We start from the raw sequence: 16,513 nt of genomic DNA, 5'->3' as shown, positions 1-16,513 counted from the left end.
GCGAGCGGCACCACCGAGGTCGCCACCAACATCACCGAGGTCGACCGCGGCGCCGCCGAGACCGGCTCGGCCTCCTCCCAGGTGCTGTCCTCGGCCCAGTCGCTGTCGAGCGAGAGCAACCGCCTCAAGCTCGAGGTCGGCAGGTTCCTGAACACGATCCGGGCCGCGTAGCCGCCCCACCGGCGCGGTCCGTCGGGCTCGCTCGAGCCCGGAACAGAGCGGCAGAAAGCCGCCGACGTCGCGACCCCCTCCCCGGCCCGGGCCGAACGCCCGGGCCCTTTCTTTTTGGACGGCCTCCGCGGCAACCGCCGGCGCCATCGGCCTGCACGCCGCCAGTTCCTTCTCCTCGAAGTGCCCCCTGGCCGGCCGAGCAGCCGGAGCGAGCCGGAGACGGCGCCGCACGACGGCGACCGCGATGTGTCTGCCGAGAGCGGCCCCGCGGTCGCACCCTGCCGGTTGATCGGCCGGAAACGGGACTGTCGGCGCGCTTCCGTCGGACAGTCACTGTATCTAATGCTTCTGTACTATACCTCAGTAAATCTATTCTAATGAACCACGCCTCCGACAAGTGAAATTGATTTTTAATCGATATCTCGCACAGATGAACGGTCGCCTCTCCATACTACCTCTTTCAGGCGCCGCACCGCTCGGCACGCTCGTGCCGCGTATCCTATGTTGCTCCCGGACAATCGACATCGGCATCTCGCCGAAGACTTCGCCCGTCTGACCACTCCAAGGCCAGGAACGCTTGCAATGTCGTGGATCAATAACCTCCGCATGTGGATCAAGCTCGCCGCGGTATTCACGGCGATCTGCGTGGTGATCGGCGCGAGTTCCCTGACGACCTACAGGGCGCTGTCCACCATCGAAACCACCGAAAAGATGACCACCCACACCTACGAGGTTCTCGAACAGCTGGGCGAGATCGTCGCCGGGATGGTCAATTCGGAAACGGGCGTGCGCGGCTATCTGGTATCGGGCGACATGGCGTTCCTGGCTCCTCTGGAGAACGGACAGCGGCAATACGGCGCCGCCGTCGCCAAGGTCGGCAGCCTGACCTCCGACAATCCGGCCCAGCAGCGCCGGCTGGAGACGGTCAAGCAGAACGCCCGCGCCTGGATGACCGACGTCGCGGAGCGCGAGATCGCCTTGATGAAGGATCCGGCCACCCGGTCCAAGGCTCGCGAGCTGGAAGCATCCGGCATCGGAAAGAAGACGATGGACGCCCTGCGCAGCACCGTGCAGGAGATGGATCGCGAGGAGCGTGCGCTGCTGTCCGTGCGAGCGGACGCCGCGAAGGCTGCCGCGACGTATGCGAACACGGCGCTGGCGATCGGCGGGGCCACGACCTTGATCCTGTCCATCCTCGGCGCGCTGAGTCTCACCTTCGCGGTCACCCGGCCGGTCCAGCGCATGACCCGTGAGATGACGATCCTGGCCGGCGGCGACACCTCCGTGGCGATCTCCGGCGTCGAGCGGCGCGACGAGGTGGGGCAGATGGCGCAGGCGATCCAGGTCTTCAAGACCAACATGCTCGAGGTGGAGCGGCTGCGGACCGAGCAGGACGAGGCCGAGACGCGCGCCGTCGCCGAGCGCAAGGCCGAGATGCAGAGGATCGCCGACGGCTTCGAGGCCGCGGTGGGCGAGATCATCGAGACGGTGTCGTCCGCCTCGACCGAGCTGGAGGCCGCCGCCGGCACCCTCACCCGCACGGCCGAAAGCACGCAGGGCCTCGCCACCCGGGTCGCCTCCGCGTCCGAGATCGCCTCCACCAACGTCCAGAGCGTCGCGTCCGCCACCAACGAGATGGCCTCCTCGGTGCACGAGATCTCCCGCCAGGTGCAGGAGTCGAGCCGCATCGCCGGCGACGCCGTCAAGCAGGCCGAGAAGACCGACAGCCGCATCAACCAGCTGTCGCAGGCGGCGAGCCGTATCGGCGACGTGGTCAAGCTGATCACGGCGATCGCCGAGCAGACCAATCTGCTCGCCCTCAACGCGACGATCGAGGCGGCCCGCGCCGGCGAGGCCGGCAAGGGCTTCGCGGTCGTCGCCCAGGAGGTCAAGGCGCTCGCCGCCCAGACCGGCAAGGCGACCGGCGACATCTCGGCCCAGATCGCCGAGATGCAGGCGGCGACGCAGGACTCGGTCTCCGCCATCAAGGAGATCGGCGGCACCATCGGCCGCATCGCCGAGATCACCGCCACCATCGCGGCCGCCGTCGAGGAGCAGGGAGCGGCCACCAGCGAGATCGCCCGCAACGTCCAGCAGGCGGCGAGCGGCACCACCGAGGTCGCCACCAACATCACCGAGGTCGACCGCGGCGCCGCCGAGACCGGCTCGGCCTCCTCCCAGGTGCTGTCCTCGGCGCAGTCGCTGTCGAGCGAGAGCAACCGCCTCAAGCTCGAGGTCGGCAGGTTCCTCAGCACCATCCGGGCCGCGTGACGCGGCGGGCCGCGTGACGCGGCGGGCCGCGTAGCCGCCCCGCCGGCGCGGCCCGTCCGGCTCGAGGCGCGCCCTGACGCGGTGCCCCCCGAGCTCAGAACAGAGCGGCACAAGCCGCCGACCTCGCGACCCCCTCCCCGCCCGGGCCCGATCGGCCCGGGCGTCTTCGTTTCGGATGGCGCGAGACCTGCCGCATATTGCGACAGCCCGGCCTGCCCGCTGGTACAGCGTAGTCGACCGTAAGAACGTATTACGTATTCGTCCCGAGAAGCCTCGCGTGCTTTCCCGCGTGATCGATACAATTTTTTATCGGATCTGCGCAATTCTGTTCAGGTTCACGGCCTTGCCCTTCCCCCCGCGGCGCCTCGACACGACCTCCTCCGGGAGCATCTGCGATCGAGTCTCGCCGGGCCCGGCCCGCGCTGCTCGGTCCCGAGGATCTGCTCATGAAACTCCCGTCCTTCGTCGCCCGGTCGATCCAGGCGAAGATCGCCTCACTCGCCGGCGTCTGCCTGGTCGGCACCGCCGGCATCCTGGTCGGCTACGGCGTGCTTTCGTCGTCGTGGAACAATCAGTACGTCGACCAGACCGTCACGTCGCTGCTGGAGCGCAACGGCCGCGAGACGCTGCAGTATCTCGCCGCCCGCGAGGCGCGGGCCGTGCAGCGCGAGTTCACGGTCGCGATGGTCGCGGCCCGCACCATGGCGCAGAGCTTCGGCGTGCTCGCCGCGAAATCCGAGGCGGCGGCGCCGAACGAGATCCGCCGCGAGCAGCTCAACCGCGTGCTGCGTCGCGTGCTCGAGCAGAATCCGCAGCTCAACGGCACCTACTCGGCGTGGGAGCCCGGCGCGCTCGACGACCGCGACGAGGCGTTCAAGAACCGCCGCGACGCCGGCTCCGACGCCACCGGCCGCTTCCTGCCCTACTGGACGCGCGGCCAGGACGGCAAGATCGCCATCCAGCCGCTGGTCGAGTACGACAGCCGCGACCTGCATCCGAACGGCGTGATGAAGGGCGGCTGGTACGTCAGCCTGCAGGAGGGCGCCAAGGAGAGCGTGCTCGGCCCGCTGCCCTACATCGTGCAGGGCAAGAGCGTCTATCTCGCCACCCTGTCGGTCCCGGTGATGATCGACGGCAAGTTCCGCGGCCTCGCCGGCACCGACTTCAACCTCGACTTCGTCCAGAAGCTCGCCACCGATCTCAGCCGCACCGTCTACGGCGGCAAGAGCGAGGTGGTGATCCTCAGCGACCAGGGCCTGGTCGTCGCCCACAGCGGCCGCGCCGACCTGATCGGCCAGCCGATGTCGACCTTCAACAAGGCGTGGCAGGCCGATCTCGGGCACATCAAGAAGGGCGAGGAGTCGGTGGACCTCGACCCGCAGACCAAGATGCTGCGCGCCTTCGCGCCGATCGGCCTAGGCCAGACCGGCAAGCCGTGGGCGGTGCTGATCCAGGTGCCGCAGGACGTGGTGCTCGCCGAGGCGCACGCCCTCTCCGGCACCCTCGCGGCGCGCGGCACCTCGACCACGCTGTGGCAGATTCTGGTCGGCCTCCTGGTCGCCGTCGGCGCCATCGCGCTGATGTGGGTCGCGGCCCGCAGCATCGCCTGGCCGATCCGCAAGAGCGCGACCTTCGCCGAGGGCATCGCGGCCGGCGACTTCGGCCGGCAGCTCGACGTCGAGCAGGCCGACGAGGTCGGCACGCTCGCCGCCACGCTGCGCCGGATGCGCGACGACCTGCAGCGCATGATCGCCCAGCGCGCCGACGATCAGGCCAGGGCGGAGGCGCAGCGCCGCGCCGAGATGCGCAGCCTCGCCGACGGCTTCGAGGCCGCGGTGGGCGAGATCGTCGAGACCGTGTCGTCGGCCTCCGGCGAGCTCGAGCGCGCCGCCGGCACGCTCACCCGCACGGCCGAGACGACCCAACGCCTCTCCACCAAGGTCGCGTCGGCCTCCGAGCTCGCCTCGACCAACGTCCAGTCGGTCGCCTCCGCCACCAACGAGATGGCCTCCTCGGTGCACGAGATCTCCCGCCAGGTGCAGGAGTCGAGCCGCATCGCCAACGAGGCCGTCAAGCAGGCGGAGAAGACCGACGGCCGCATCAACGAGCTGTCGCAGGCCGCCGCCCGCATCGGCGACGTGGTCAAGCTGATCACGGCGATCGCCGAGCAGACCAACCTGCTGGCGCTCAACGCCACCATCGAGGCGGCCCGCGCCGGCGAGGCCGGCAAGGGCTTCGCGGTCGTCGCCCAGGAGGTGAAGGCCCTCGCCGCCCAGACCGGCAAGGCCACGGGCGACATCTCGGCCCAGATCGCCGGCATGCAGGCGGCCACCCAGGACTCGGTCGCCGCCATCAAGGAGATCGGCGGCACCATCGGCCGCATCGCCGAGATCTCGGCGACCATCGCGGCGGCCGTCGAGGAACAGGGCGCCGCCACCCAGGAGATCGCCCGCAACGTCCAGCAGGCCGCCGCCGGCACCACCGAGGTGGCGAGCAACATCGGCGAGGTCGACCGCGGCGCCACCGAGACCGGCTCCGCCTCCTCGCAGGTGCTGTCCTCGGCCCAGTCGCTGTCCGGCGAGAGCGGCCGCCTGAAGTCCGAGGTCGGCAAGTTCCTGTCCAACATCCGGGCGGCGTGAGGCGCGACGCCGCGCGGCGATCTCACGATCGCGGTCGCCGATCGACGTTCCACGAGAACGGAACGGCCCGGGCGAAGGCCCGGGCCGTTTCGTTGCGCCGCCGCTGGCGCCCCAGCATCGGACGCCCCGGAACGACGATCGTGCACGGCCCCGCCCGACCCGGCGACGACGATCACTTCGGCCGTGGATCCTTCAGATGGCGACCGGCCGCGACCAGGCGGCCGGCACGCTTCGCCGCCACCGCCTCGGCGAGCGTGCGGGCGGCGTTTCGCACCTCCTCCTGCACGGCCGTGTCGGCGTCGAGCGCCTCGTGGCTGGTCGCATAGGGCTCGAAATAGCCGATGTAGCGGTCGAGCGCCGCGGCCGCCCCGGCCGGCTCCAGGCTCATGGCGGCGAGCCAGTCGGCGAGCGCGCGGCGCACCTCCCCGGCGCCCTCGGCGTCGCCGTGCACGACGACGGCGAACAGCCGCCCGGCGAGGTGGCGCGGATAGTCCCAGCCGGCGAGCTCGATCGCCTTGGCCTCGGCCGCGGTCTTGCCGTGGGTGCGGGTCGGATCGGGATTGCCGCCGTCGGCGCAGACCAGGCGGTCCATCATCAGCTTCAGCGGCGACGACACCTGATACCAGTTGACCGGCGTGACGATCATCACGCCGTGCGCCGCCACCCACATCGGGTAGATCTCGTTCATCCAGTCCTGCGTCTGGCCGAGCGAATAGTTCGGATAGCAGGAGCACGGCCAGTGGCAGAGCGCCGCCGCGGTGGAGAAGCACGCCTTGCAGGGATGGATGGTGCGGCCGTACTCGGAGGCGAGGCGCGACAGGTCGAGCATCTCGACCTCGATCGCCGCCGCCCGCAGCGTCTCGGCCGCCAGGGCGGCGAGCCTGTAGGACTTCGACATCTCGCCCGGGCAGGTGTGCTCGGAGCGCGACGAGCCGTTGACGACGAGCACCCGGGCGGGACCGTCGGCCACCGTGTGGCGCGCCTGCGAATCCACGACGGCGGCGCGGGCGGCGAGCCAGTCCTCGGCGAGGTCGTAGTCGGGATCGGCGAAGTCCGGCCCCGCCTTGCGGGTGCGCGGGCTCTTGCGCGAATGCGCGTAGGCGTCCCACGCCACCGCCGCGACGCGGTCGAGCTCGCCGGCCAGCCGCTCGAACGCCGGATCCCGGAACTGGGCGAGGAAGCGCCGCTTGAACTCGGCCTCGCCGATGCGCGGGCTCGGCATCCCGTGGCGCGGCGGGGGCGCCGCGCCGTCTCTGCTCGGGGGCGACACGGGGTGGCGCGCTCAGTCGTCGCTCAGCCGGTCGCTGTCGTGGTCCTGGAACTGCTCGCTCTGGATGTGCTTGCCGTCCTGCCCGCGCTCCTCCGGATGGCGCGCCTTGTCGCGGTTGGACAGCACCATGTTGTCGGGCAGGACGTCCTTGTCGACCTCGGTGGTCGCGCCGGAGCCGTCGCCCTTGCCCTGCGCTCCCACGCCCATGTGCTTCCTGCTGGCGTTCGCCATCCTGCTCTCCTCCTGATCGGGCCGATCGTCGGGCGGCCGCGCGTCCCGCGGGGGCGCGCGGTGCCGCGCGTCACGAGCCCTGCTCGGCCTCGCCGTGCGTCTGCGGCTCGTGCCCGGGCTGGCCTTGGTTGTTGTGCTTGTTGTGGGTGCGGCTCTCCTGATGGACGCCGCCGCGGCTCACCGGAAACTCGCTCTGCCGGGCGTCGGGATCGACGAGCTCGGCGGTGCCCTCGTGCGGCGCCGCGGCGAGCTCCGCCTCCATGCGGCGCGCGTCCGGCACGTCGTCCCGCCGCTCGAGGATGCGGAGCTGCTGCTCGTGGGTCTTGCGGCCCTGCAGGCCGGGCTTGGTGTCCATGCTGGTCTCCCTGGTGGCGCGCCTCACTTGTGCGGGGCGCCGCGGCCGTCGCGGGCGGCCGCCTTGTCGACGCCGCCCTGGCGGTTGACGTCGTTCTCGACGTCGCCCTCGATGGTCGTCGCGCCGGCGAGGTCGTCGAGCTCGTTCGGATCGACGCCCGCCATGGTCAGCCCCTTCGAGCCGCCGATCATCGGGTTGCGGTCGAGATCGGTGTCGAGCGGCCGCTTCGTCTTCAGATGCTTGCTCATGCGCAACTGTGCTCCGATGTGGTCATCCGACGCTCACGTCGAGACGATCGTCCGACGTGAGCGTCCGACGCGATCGCCCGTGATCACTTGCGGCCGGGATCGTGGGTGTGATGGCGGTCGGCGACGCCGCCGCCGCCCGAGACGTCGCTGCGGGTGCGCTGCGGATCGGCCTTGGGCGGCTCGAGGTCGCGGCGCGGCTCGTTCGCGTCCTGGTGCGACGAGCCGGGCCCGCCCTGGCGGATGCTGTTCGGTGTCTTCTCCGAGGTGGACATGGGGTCTCCTCACGCTCCGACGGTCAGCGGTCCTGCTGATAGCCCTGATGCGTGGTGTTGATCTTGCTGTTGGCCTGGCGACCCTGCTGGTCGACGTTCTTGCCGGAGAGCTGCCGGGTCTTGCCCGGCAGGCCGGACCCGACCTCCGGGGCGTTGGGATCGCCGGTGCCGTGCGGGCTCTGGTTCTGCTCGGGGACGGGCGGCGGCTTGGCGGTCATGCGGTGCCTCCTTGTCGTGGGCGGCGCGACGGGTCGCGGCGCCGGGGTGTCGGAGGCCAACGCCCGGCCGGGCCGATGGATCCATGTCATCGCCACGGCGGCAGGATGGTGCGGAGGCGTCGTTCGCCGTCCGGCCGATCAGGTCGCATGCACGGCGGTTCACCTCTCCCCGCCGGGGAGAGGTGAACCGAGGACGCCGCAGCCTCCGCGCTCCCCACCTCGATCGTGTGCCCGAGCGAGCCTCACTGGGGAGCGGTGAGGTCGTGCCCCTGTGAGTCTCCGAACTGATCGCTCCAAGGCCGGATCATTCCGGCGGCGCGAGGCGGCGGACCGTGCCGTCGCCCCAGGCGCCGACATGCAGCGCCCCGCCGGGACCGATCGCGAGGCCGACCGGGCTCGGAATGCCCGCCGCGATCACGCGCGAGCCGCCCCCGGGCGGACCGCCCGCGCGCGAGACCTCGCGCACCGTGTCGCCGCCGTAGTCGACCGCGAACACCCGCCCGGCGCGGTCGACCACGATGCCGGCGGCGGGCCGCACGAAGTCGCCGGCGACGTCCTCGCGGCGTCCGTCGGGCGCGAGCCGGACGATGCTGCCGCCGTAGTTCGCCAGCACGAACCCGCCGTCGGCCGTCGCCGCGACGCCGGCCGGCGTCGGCACGCCGCGGGCCAGCAAGGTCCGGGTCCGGTCCGGTGCGATCGCGACGATCTCGCCGCTGCCGCGGTTGGCGATCACCAGGCGCCCGCGTCCGTCGAACACGATGCCGACCGGCGTCGCGAGCCCGTCCGCCACGGTGACGAGCCGCGGGCCGTCGACACGCACCACCCGGTCGTCCGCATAGAGCGCGACGTGGAGAGCGCCCGCCGCGTCGAAGGCGAGCCCGGCCGGGCTGCGCACCGTGACGGCGACCGAGCGCTCGCCCGCGGGCGTGATGCGCTCCACCGTGCCGCCGCTCCAGTTCGCGACATGGAGGCTGCCGTCCGGTCCGAACGCCAGGCCGACCGGCGAGCGGAAGCCGCGGTGCAGCACCTCGCCCCCGGCCGGGCCGGACGGGGCGGCCGCGGCCGACGGGCCGACGGCGAGCCGGGCCGCGACCGCGAGGCCGGCACCGATCACGACGCGTCGGGTGGTGCTCATGGCGCCCTCCCCGACGCGACGCCGTCGCGCAAGGCCGCGTCGGATCCGGACGCGTCGGGACCGGCCGCGTCGCGCTGCGAAAACACCGCCTTGGCGGCGAACAGCGCGTTGAGGGCCGCCGGGAAGCCGGCATAGACCGCCATCTGCATCAGGATCTCGATCAGCTCGGCGCGGCTCACCCCGACGTTCAGGGCGGCGTGCAGATGCACCTCGAGCTGCGGCCGCGCGTTCCCCATCGCGGCGAGCGCCGCGACGGTGGCGATCTCGCGCGACCTCAGATCGAGGCCCGGCCGGTCGTAGATGTCGCCGAACGGAAACTCGATCACCAGCCGGGCGAAGTCGGGCGCGATGTCGGCGAGCGCGTCGATCACGCGCTGCCCGGCCTCGCCGTCGATCGCGGCGAGATTCCGCAGGCCCCGCGCGTAGCGGGTGTCGGGACGGGTGACGTCGTCCATGGTGAGGTCGTCCATGGTGTCTCTCCTTCTGGCGACGGCCCGTCGTCCGGCGATGTCCGCCGACGGCGCGCCGTCGCGCCGGCGAGACACATAGGCGCGCCGCTTCCATCCGCCCAATTCATGTTTTACAAGAGCAATATGCAGCAGACTAATCTGCGCGCCGTCGACCTCAACCTGCTCGTCGTGCTCGACGCGCTCGCCGCCGAGCGCAGCGTCACGCGGGCGGCGGCGCGGCTGCATCTCACCCAGCCGGCGGTGAGCCACGCGCTCGCCCGGCTGCGCGCCCTGTTCGGCGATCCCCTGTTCGTGCGCACGCCGGCGGGCCTGTCGCCGACCGCCGCGGCGCTGCGGCTCGCCCCGCGGGTCGCCGCCGTGCTGGCCGAGATCGGTGGCCTGCTGGCGCCCGGCGAACGCTTCGATCCGGCGACGGCGCGGCGCCGCTTCACCCTCGGCATGTCGGACTACGCCGCCTTCGTGGTGCTGCCGGCCCTCGCCGCCGCGCTGCGCGCGCAGGCGCCTCGGGTCGAGCTGGTGGTGCGTCACACCAGCCACGCCAGCGGCTTCGCCCTCCTGGAGGACGGCGGCGCCGAGCTGATCGTCGGGCATTTTCCGAAGCCGCCGGCCCGCATCGTGCAGGCGCCGCTGTTCGCTGAGACCTTTCTGTGCGCCGCGCGAAAGGACCATCCGGCCTTCGCGCGGCGGCTGACGGCGGCCCGCTGGGCGGCGCTCGATCACCTGCAGGTGTCGCTGTCGGGCGAGCCGTCCGGCATGGTGGACGAGGCGCTGCGCCGCAAGGGCGTGCGCCGCCGCGTGGTGACGACGGTCGGGCACTTCCTGGTCGCCCCCGAGATCCTCGCCGCGACCGACCTGGTCGCCACCGAGCCGGCCCGCGTGCTGGGGCCGCTGGCCGCGCGGCTCGGGCTCGCGACGCGTCCGCCCCCGGTCCCCCTGCCCGGCTTCGCCGTGGTGCAGGCCTGGCCGCGCCGGCTGACCGCCGACGACGGCCTCGCCTGGCTGCGCCGCGCCGTCGCCGCGGCGGCGGCCTGAGCCGCAGGTCTTGCCAATCCGGCACGACCTGAGGTAGCATCATTTATCGCCCATAACCCAGCGGTGTCGACAATGCCTGAGACCTTTCCGGCAACCGGGCATCGCTACCTGGTCGACTTTCAGGCGTTTCGCGTCGAGCTCCATTTCGAATCCGACAGCCGCCTCACCTACACGGGCATCCGCGCCGACGGCAGCCACGGCGCGTCCGAGACCGTCACCATCGCGGTCGAGCCGGTCCGCGACCGCCTCTTCCTGGTCACCTGGCAGGAGGCCGACAGGACGACGGTCGTCCATCTCGAGGACTTCAAGACCAACACCATCGTCACCCACATCACGGGTCCGGACAGCAGCTTCTCGATCTTTCACGGGACCATGACCCAGCTCTCATGACCTGAGCCCACGGAGCCGACCATGTCCGAGACGTCGATCCCGTCTGGAATGTCCCGCCGTGACTTCACCGCTGCCGCCGTCGCGGCGACGGCCGCCGCCGGCCTGTCCTCCGGCGCCGCATGGGCGCAGGGCGGCGCCAGATATCGCCGGCACAGCATTTCCGAGCCCGGCTTCCCGCGACGCGTGCTCGACAGCTACAAGAAGGCGATCCGCGCGATGCTGGCGCTGCCGCCGAGCGATCCGCGCAACTGGTACCGGCACGCCCTCGTCCACACCATCGACTGCCCGCACGGGAACTGGTGGTTCCTGGTCTGGCACCGGGCCTATCTCGGCTGGTTCGAGCAGGCCTGCCGCGAGCTCAGCGGCGATCCCGACTTCGCCCTGCCCTATTGGGACTGGACCCGGGAGCCGCGGGTCCCGAAGGACATGTTCGACGACGTGCTCACGCCGACCGACCCGGCCTACATCGCGACCTTCGCGGATTTCAGGAAAGCCTTCGACGGCGCCGTCGCCGATCTCTGGAAGACCGCATCGCCGGAGCAGGTGAACGCGCTGCTGGTCCGGGGGCTGCGGTTCCCGGCCGATCTCTGGTTCGACATCGAGAACAATCCGATGTTCTTCGACCGCGCCGCCGCGCGCGGACTGACGCCGCAGGCGCCGGACTTCGACGCCGCGACGGCGCGGACCGTGTCGCTGCCGACCGTTCTGAACGCCCTGGCGCCGCGGGACTTCATCACCTTCGGCAGCGCCAGGACGCTGTTCCACAGCGGCATGACCGGCTTCGGCGTGCTGGAGGGCCAGCCGCACAATCGCGTCCACAACTGCGTCGGCGGCTTCTACATGAGCCCGCCGCGCACCGGCTTCATGCAGGACAACCTGTCGCCCGTGGATCCGGTCTTCTTCCTGCATCACGCCAACATCGACCGGCTGTGGGACGTGTGGACCCGCAAGCAGCGGGGCTTCGGGCTGCCGACGCTGCCGACCGGCGGCGACCTGACCGACTGGTCGAGGGAGAGATTCCTGTTCTTCACCGACGCCAAGGGCGCGCCGGTCACGCGCGTCGCGGCCGGCGACTACGCCGAGATCGGCCCCTTCGACTACGACTATCAGCCCGGATCGGGCGAGGAGGTGGTGCCCCGCGCCGCCGCGACGGCACCCTCCGCCGCCGTGCAGTCCTTCGACGCGCGCGTCACCGAGCGGTCGATCACGGCCGGCGGCCGGGCGGGCGGTACCGTGACGCTGCCGGCGCAGGCGCTCGCGGCAGGGGCCGGCGGCCCGGCGGCGCTCTTCGCCACCATCACGATCGCCCAGCCGCCGATCGGCGGAACCCACGACTTCCGGGTGCTGATCGGTGACGGCGGCGGACCGTCGGACGACACCGCCGTCACGCTGTCGATCTTCGGACGCCACATCATGCACTCGCCCGTCAGCTTCACCGTGCCGCTGTCGCCGGCCGTCGACTCGCTACGCGCCGCCAACCGGCTGGCCGCCGACGCCCCGCTCACCATCCGGGTGGAGCCGGCCGGCCCGGCCGGTTCGGCCGGCGGACACGCCGGCATGCGCATGAGCCCGCGGCCGGGCGCGGCCGAGCCGACCCCGGAGATCGTGTCGATCACGGTCCAGGCGCATTGAGGGGCGGCACGACCACGCGGCGTGCGCGGCGGCGGCCCGTCGTGGCCGGCCTGCTGGGCGTGGCCCTGTGCGCTTCCGCCGCCGCGGAGGACGCCGGAGGCGGACGGGTCGAGCTCGTGCTGCCCCGTCCCGCCTCGCCCGGCGAGGAGGTCTGGCTTCAGGTGAAGACCGGAGCGCTGCCGCGCGGCGCCGCGGTCGAGGTCGCGACGGAAGACGGGACGCCGGTCGGCAGCGTGTCGCCGTTCGGCGCCGCCGCCGTCCGCCACGGTGCGAGCTACACGATCCCGCTGCCGGCCGGAGCCGTCCGCGACGGCCGCCTGACATTGCGGGTCGAGATCGAACAGCCGGGCGCCGCAGCGCGTGCGCCGCAAGCCGGCGAGGTGACGGTCACACCCGTCTACGTGCCGGTCGCGCGGTGACGCGCGAGGGCCCGCCGCCCGCCTCCTGACCGACACTGGCCGTCGGCCCGCCACGCGCGGCGGCGGCCGCGCCGCCCGCCCCGACGATCGCGCTGCGGACGAGGTCCCGCAGCCAGCGATGGCCGGGATCGCGGTCGTGCCGGCGGTGCCACATCTGCACGAAGGACAGCTCCGGCACCCGCACCGGCACCGGGATCGGGAAGGCGACGAGATCGGCGGGATCGCGCAGCAGGCCGACCAGCCCGCGCCGCGTGTGGGCGACGAGGTCGGTGCCGCGCACCAGCCCGGGCACCGCGATGTAGTGCGACACCGTCGCCATCACCCGCCGCTCCAGCCCGAGGGCGGCCAGGATGTCGTCGATCTGCACGCCGGAATCGAGATTGGGCGCGACCGTGACGTGCGGGCACGCCAGATAGGACGCCTCGTCCATGCGGCCCCGCCGCAGCCGCGGATGGCGGCGGTCGGCGACGCACACCAGCGTGTCGCGGTAGAGCTCGCAGGAGCGGACGTCGCGCGGCTGGTCCGGGAACACGCCGACCGCCAGGTCGATCTCGTCGTCGACGATGCGGGCGCAGGTCGAGCGCGGCCCCGCGGTCGTCACCACGATGTCGACCTTCGGTGCGCTGTCGCGGATCCGGCGGACGATCTCGGGCAGCACCTCGATGCTCATCGCGTCGCTCATCGACAGATTGAAGGCGCGCGTCGTCGTCGCCGGGTCGAAGGCGACCCGCGTCGTCATGATCGAGTGGACCTCGGACAGCACGCCGCGGATCGGCTGCACCAGCTCGAGCGCCAGGTCGGTCGGCTCCATGCCGTGCGGGCCGCGGGTCAGCAGCGGATCGGCGAACATGGTCCGCAGCCGGCGCAGCGCATGGCTGAGCGCCGACTGGGTCATGCCGAGCCGGTCCGCGGCGCGCGTGACGTTGCGCTCGGTGACCAAAGCGTCGAAGGCGACGAGCAGGTTGAGATCGACCGACTTGAGATTCATGACGCACCGCAACCATGAACGGGATTCATGCCGCCATGACCATTACATTAATTCCCGTCCTGAAGCAGCGGGTCTAGCGTTCGTCCTGGAAACGCTCTCGCGCGCCCGATCCTACCCCCGAACGCTGCGCCTCACCGGCAACAAGACTGCTTCCGGAGTAGACCATGCTCACGCCCACGCCGTCCGGCGACGACCGGACACGCCTCGACGACATCGTCGGCCGCATCGAACGCCTGCCGATCTCCACCTGGCACGTGAAGGCGCGGGTCATCATCGGCACCGCCACCTTCTTCGACGCTTTCGACGCGCTCGCCATCGCCTTCGTGCTGCCGGTGCTGGCGCCGCTGTGGACGCTCACCTCGCCGCAGATCGGCCTGATGATCTCGGTCGGCTATCTCGGCCAGCTGGTCGGCGCGCTCGCCTTCGGGTGGCTGGCCCAGAAGCACGGCCGGGTGAAGACGATGATCTGGGCCGTGCTCCTGTTCACCAGCATGAGCATCGGCTGCGCGGTGGCGTGGGACTACAATTCGCTGCTGGCGTTCCGCACCCTGCAGGGCCTCGGGCTCGGCGGCGAGGTGCCGATCGCCGCCGTCTACATCAGCGAGATCGCCAAGGCGAAGGGGCGCGGCCGCTTCGTCCTGCTCTACGAGCTGATCTTCCCGGTCGGCCTCGTCGCCGCGGGGCTGCTCGGCCGCTGGGTCGTGCCGCATCTCGGCTGGCACTACATGTTCCTGATCGGCGCGATCCCGGCCGTGCTGGTCGTGTTCATGCAGCGCATCCTGCCGGAATCGCCGCGCTGGCTGGCGACGCGTGGCCGCTTCGCGGAGGCCGAGGCCGCCCTGTCCTACATCGAGCGCGAGACCGAGAAGGCGACCGGCGCGCCGCTGCCGCCGCCCGCCCCGGTGGTCGCCTCGGACGACCGCCCGGCCTCGTGGGCCGACCTGTTCGGCCCGCGCTACCTGCGCCGCACCCTGGTCGTCTGGACGATCTGGTTCTCGGCCTACCTGATCACCTACGGCCTGACGGTCTGGCTGCCGACCATCTACCGCACCGTGTTCCATCTCTCGCTGGAGGACGCGCTGCAGTACGGCCTGATCACCCAGGTGGTCGGCCTCGCCGGCACCCTCACCTGCGCGCTGAGCATCGACCGGCTCGGCCGGCGGCCGTGGTTCGCCCTCGCCTTCGCGGGCGCCGCGACGGCGCTGTGCGCGCTGTGGCTGATCGGCGCCGGCTCGCCGACCCGCGTGCTGGTCTGCGTCGGCATCGCCTTCTTCTTCTCGTCGGTGCTGTCGATCGGCGTCTATCTCTACACGCCGGAGCTCTATCCGACGCGGGCCCGCGCCATCGCGGTCTCCACCGCGACGGCCTGGCTGCGCTTCGCCTCGATGATCGGCCCGAGCATCGTCGGCGCCATGATCGGCGTCGGCCTGGAGGCCGTCTTCCTCGCCTTCGGCCTCGTCGCCGCCGCCGCGGCCGTGATCACGGCGGTGTTCGCCGTCGAGACCAAGGGGCGCGTGCTCGAGGAGATCTCGCCCTGAGACCATGACCGGCGGGCTCGCCCCACGCTCCGCTCATTCCCGCGCAAGCGGGAATCCAGGGCCACACGTCGTGTCGCCCCTGGGTCCCCGCCTTCGCGGGGACGAGCGGAAGGCGGGCCGGCCCGTCACCACCGAAAACGCACCCATCCCGCCCGCCGGCATCGGCGGCCATCCGATCAGACCTCGAACGACCCTGGAGACCGGACTCATGAAGACCGTCGGTGACCACCTCTACGTCGCCACCCTGCTTCCCTACGACCGCCACATGAAGATCGACGAGGCCGCGTATCGCCGCTTCCTGCGCCACTTCCTCGACAACGAGCGGTTCGTGAAGATGGGCGGCGGCCTGTGCATCAATCCCGAGGCCGGCGAGATCTTCTATCTCAGCCGCGCCGAGAAGCGCCGCGTGCTGGAGATCGCCCAGGAGGAGACCAACGGCAAGGTGCCGCTGATCGCCGGCACCTGGGCGCTCACCACCGAGGAGACGGTCGAGACCGCCAAGGACTGCAAGGCGCTCGGCGTCGACGGCATCTTCGTGACGCCGCCCGGCGGCGCCCAGGACGTCACCTCATGCTGGGACGCCGACGGCTATCCGGAGATCTGGCTCGACCAGATCGTCGCCCAGGACCGCGCCGTCGACCTGCCGATCGTCACCCATCCGGTCGGCGGCGCCAAGCCGCCCTTCTATCCGGGCCTGCCGCTCGCCGCGACGCTGCGCATCTGCCGCGAGGTGCCCAACATCGTCGGCTGGAAGATGACCTACATGTACGACGGCTTCCGGCTGATCGCGAAGGGCCTGCGCTCGCTCGACCGGCACGTCGCCATCATGGGCGCGCTCGCCTCGCGCTGGCACGAGTACAAGGCGACCGGCCTGTTCGACGGCACGCTGTCGGGCTTCTGGAACTTCGCGCTCGAGCCGATGATGGACCACCTCGACGCGTGGGACCGCAACGACATCGTGAAGGCGCGCGAGATCTGGGACGGCGGCCTGTCCGAGCTGCACGACTACGTCGCCGACATGGGCCGCCTGCACATCCGCTACAAGACCGCGACCTGGATCGCCGGGCTGATCCCGAACCCGTTCATGCGGGCCCCGATGCCGAAGCCGAGCCTGGTCGAGATCGAGACCCTGCACCGCCTGCTCACCCGCGTCGGCGTGCCGGTGATCGACCTCGCCGAGGCCCGCAAGGCGGCGTGATCGGGTATCCGGCTGATCACGTGATTGGTCATTCCG

At 71.4% G+C, this 16,513-nt stretch carries 17 protein-coding genes; 8 read left to right on the top strand and 9 right to left on the bottom strand.

Going from position 1 to position 16,513, the window contains the following annotated elements; genetic code table 11:
- Window positions 1–753 precede the first annotated feature (753 nt).
- Together J2S22_RS26895 and J2S22_RS26890 are read left to right on the top strand one after the other, a co-directional pair.
- A complete protein-coding gene (locus tag J2S22_RS26895; protein WP_307155892.1) occupies window positions 754–2,442 on the top strand; it encodes a methyl-accepting chemotaxis protein in 1,689 nt (562 codons plus the stop codon).
- Between the two features lie 446 nt (window positions 2,443–2,888).
- Window positions 2,889–5,081, top strand: a complete 2,193-nt coding sequence (locus J2S22_RS26890) for a methyl-accepting chemotaxis protein (RefSeq protein ID WP_272780680.1) — start codon at window positions 2,889–2,891, stop codon at window positions 5,079–5,081.
- Window positions 5,082–5,253: 172 nt separating this feature from the next.
- Here the strand turns inward: J2S22_RS26890 and J2S22_RS26885 are convergent, their stop codons facing one another.
- The 8 genes from J2S22_RS26885 to J2S22_RS26850 all read right to left on the bottom strand — a co-directional run bounded on the left by J2S22_RS26885 (window position 5,254) and on the right by J2S22_RS26850 (window position 9,280).
- Window positions 5,254–6,303, bottom strand: coding sequence for a flavodoxin family protein (locus J2S22_RS26885; protein WP_272780681.1), 1,050 nt, complete (start codon window positions 6,301–6,303; stop codon window positions 5,254–5,256).
- 60 nt (window positions 6,304–6,363) lie between these two features.
- On the bottom strand, window positions 6,364–6,582 hold the full coding sequence (locus tag J2S22_RS26880) for a hypothetical protein (RefSeq protein WP_272780682.1): 219 nt from the start codon (window positions 6,580–6,582) through the stop codon (window positions 6,364–6,366).
- Window positions 6,583–6,652: 70 nt separating this feature from the next.
- Window positions 6,653–6,937: a hypothetical protein gene (locus J2S22_RS26875; RefSeq protein WP_272780683.1), complete on the bottom strand. Its 285-nt coding sequence runs from the start codon at window positions 6,935–6,937 to the stop codon at window positions 6,653–6,655.
- Between the two features lie 23 nt (window positions 6,938–6,960).
- Window positions 6,961–7,185, bottom strand: coding sequence for a hypothetical protein (locus J2S22_RS26870; RefSeq protein WP_272780684.1), 225 nt, complete (start codon window positions 7,183–7,185; stop codon window positions 6,961–6,963).
- Window positions 7,186–7,268: 83 nt separating this feature from the next.
- On the bottom strand, window positions 7,269–7,457 hold the full coding sequence (locus tag J2S22_RS26865) for a hypothetical protein (protein WP_272780685.1): 189 nt from the start codon (window positions 7,455–7,457) through the stop codon (window positions 7,269–7,271).
- A 23-nt stretch (window positions 7,458–7,480) separates the two neighbouring features.
- A complete protein-coding gene (locus tag J2S22_RS26860; RefSeq protein ID WP_272780686.1) occupies window positions 7,481–7,675 on the bottom strand; it encodes a hypothetical protein in 195 nt (64 codons plus the stop codon).
- A gap of 304 nt (window positions 7,676–7,979) precedes the next feature.
- A complete protein-coding gene (locus J2S22_RS26855) occupies window positions 7,980–8,810 on the bottom strand; it encodes an NHL repeat-containing protein (protein WP_272780687.1) in 831 nt (276 codons plus the stop codon).
- Window positions 8,807–9,280, bottom strand: a complete 474-nt coding sequence (locus J2S22_RS26850; protein ID WP_307155891.1) for a carboxymuconolactone decarboxylase family protein — start codon at window positions 9,278–9,280, stop codon at window positions 8,807–8,809. The genes J2S22_RS26855 and J2S22_RS26850 overlap by 4 nt, the downstream gene beginning before the upstream one ends.
- Window positions 9,281–9,403: 123 nt before the next feature.
- Here J2S22_RS26850 and J2S22_RS26845 point away from each other — a divergent pair, with 123 nt between their 5' ends.
- The 4 genes from J2S22_RS26845 (at window position 9,404) to J2S22_RS26830 (ending at window position 12,753) form a co-directional block, all read left to right on the top strand.
- Window positions 9,404–10,312 carry a LysR family transcriptional regulator gene (locus J2S22_RS26845; RefSeq protein WP_272780688.1) on the top strand — a complete coding sequence of 303 codons (909 nt, stop codon included), beginning with the start codon at window positions 9,404–9,406 and terminating at the stop codon, window positions 10,310–10,312.
- Window positions 10,313–10,384: 72 nt separating this feature from the next.
- Window positions 10,385–10,702, top strand: a complete 318-nt coding sequence (locus J2S22_RS26840) for a MoaF-related domain-containing protein (RefSeq protein WP_272780689.1) — start codon at window positions 10,385–10,387, stop codon at window positions 10,700–10,702.
- 21 nt (window positions 10,703–10,723) lie between these two features.
- On the top strand, window positions 10,724–12,334 hold the full coding sequence (locus J2S22_RS26835; protein WP_272780690.1) for a tyrosinase family protein: 1,611 nt from the start codon (window positions 10,724–10,726) through the stop codon (window positions 12,332–12,334).
- A 41-nt stretch (window positions 12,335–12,375) separates the two neighbouring features.
- Window positions 12,376–12,753, top strand: coding sequence for a hypothetical protein (locus J2S22_RS26830; protein ID WP_272780691.1), 378 nt, complete (start codon window positions 12,376–12,378; stop codon window positions 12,751–12,753).
- On the opposite strand, the gene J2S22_RS26825 is transcribed toward J2S22_RS26830, so the two are convergent.
- Window positions 12,722–13,741 carry a LysR family transcriptional regulator gene (locus J2S22_RS26825; protein ID WP_272780692.1) on the bottom strand — a complete coding sequence of 340 codons (1,020 nt, stop codon included), beginning with the start codon at window positions 13,739–13,741 and terminating at the stop codon, window positions 12,722–12,724. The two genes, J2S22_RS26830 and J2S22_RS26825, sit on opposite strands and share 32 nt — an antisense overlap.
- A gap of 164 nt (window positions 13,742–13,905) precedes the next feature.
- Between J2S22_RS26825 and J2S22_RS26820 the strand changes: the two genes are divergently transcribed.
- Window positions 13,906–15,279, top strand: coding sequence for an MFS transporter (locus tag J2S22_RS26820; protein ID WP_272780693.1), 1,374 nt, complete (start codon window positions 13,906–13,908; stop codon window positions 15,277–15,279).
- Between the two features lie 208 nt (window positions 15,280–15,487).
- The gene (locus J2S22_RS26815; RefSeq protein WP_272780694.1) at window positions 15,488–16,477 is read left to right on the top strand and encodes a dihydrodipicolinate synthase family protein; all 990 of its coding nucleotides are present in this window, start codon (window positions 15,488–15,490) and stop codon (window positions 16,475–16,477) included.
- Window positions 16,478–16,513: the final 36 nt, after the last annotated feature.

Source organism: Rhodoplanes tepidamans (genome assembly GCF_030813915.1).
GTDB classification, from domain to species: Bacteria; Pseudomonadota; Alphaproteobacteria; order Rhizobiales; family Xanthobacteraceae; genus Rhodoplanes; species Rhodoplanes tepidamans.
The sequence above is the reverse complement of the archived record's forward strand: the minus strand, read 5'-3'. Positions and strand labels throughout refer to the sequence as shown.

Bases quoted from the DNA above. Each gene is read 5' to 3' on its own strand.
- J2S22_RS26875 (WP_272780683.1), bottom strand. From the start codon at position 6,937: ATGGACACCAAGCCCGGCCTGCAGGGCCGCAAGACCCACGAGCAGCAG.
- J2S22_RS26855 (WP_272780687.1), bottom strand. From the start codon at position 8,810: ATGAGCACCACCCGACGCGTCGTGATCGGTGCCGGCCTCGCGGTCGCG.
- J2S22_RS26850 (WP_307155891.1), bottom strand. From the start codon at position 9,280: ATGGACGACCTCACCATGGACGACGTCACCCGTCCCGACACCCGCTAC.
- J2S22_RS26845 (WP_272780688.1), top strand. From the start codon at position 9,404: ATGCAGCAGACTAATCTGCGCGCCGTCGACCTCAACCTGCTCGTCGTG.
- J2S22_RS26820 (WP_272780693.1), top strand. From the start codon at position 13,906: ATGCTCACGCCCACGCCGTCCGGCGACGACCGGACACGCCTCGACGAC.
- J2S22_RS26815 (WP_272780694.1), top strand. From the start codon at position 15,488: ATGAAGACCGTCGGTGACCACCTCTACGTCGCCACCCTGCTTCCCTAC.
- J2S22_RS26885 (WP_272780681.1), bottom strand. From the start codon at position 6,303: ATGCCGAGCCCGCGCATCGGCGAGGCCGAGTTCAAGCGGCGCTTCCTC.
- J2S22_RS26895 (WP_307155892.1), top strand. From the start codon at position 754: ATGTCGTGGATCAATAACCTCCGCATGTGGATCAAGCTCGCCGCGGTA.
- J2S22_RS26870 (WP_272780684.1), bottom strand. From the start codon at position 7,185: ATGAGCAAGCATCTGAAGACGAAGCGGCCGCTCGACACCGATCTCGAC.
- J2S22_RS26835 (WP_272780690.1), top strand. From the start codon at position 10,724: ATGTCCGAGACGTCGATCCCGTCTGGAATGTCCCGCCGTGACTTCACC.
- J2S22_RS26825 (WP_272780692.1), bottom strand. From the start codon at position 13,741: ATGAATCTCAAGTCGGTCGATCTCAACCTGCTCGTCGCCTTCGACGCT.
- J2S22_RS26860 (WP_272780686.1), bottom strand. From the start codon at position 7,675: ATGACCGCCAAGCCGCCGCCCGTCCCCGAGCAGAACCAGAGCCCGCAC.
- J2S22_RS26865 (WP_272780685.1), bottom strand. From the start codon at position 7,457: ATGTCCACCTCGGAGAAGACACCGAACAGCATCCGCCAGGGCGGGCCC.
- J2S22_RS26890 (WP_272780680.1), top strand. From the start codon at position 2,889: ATGAAACTCCCGTCCTTCGTCGCCCGGTCGATCCAGGCGAAGATCGCC.
- J2S22_RS26880 (WP_272780682.1), bottom strand. From the start codon at position 6,582: ATGGCGAACGCCAGCAGGAAGCACATGGGCGTGGGAGCGCAGGGCAAG.
- J2S22_RS26840 (WP_272780689.1), top strand. From the start codon at position 10,385: ATGCCTGAGACCTTTCCGGCAACCGGGCATCGCTACCTGGTCGACTTT.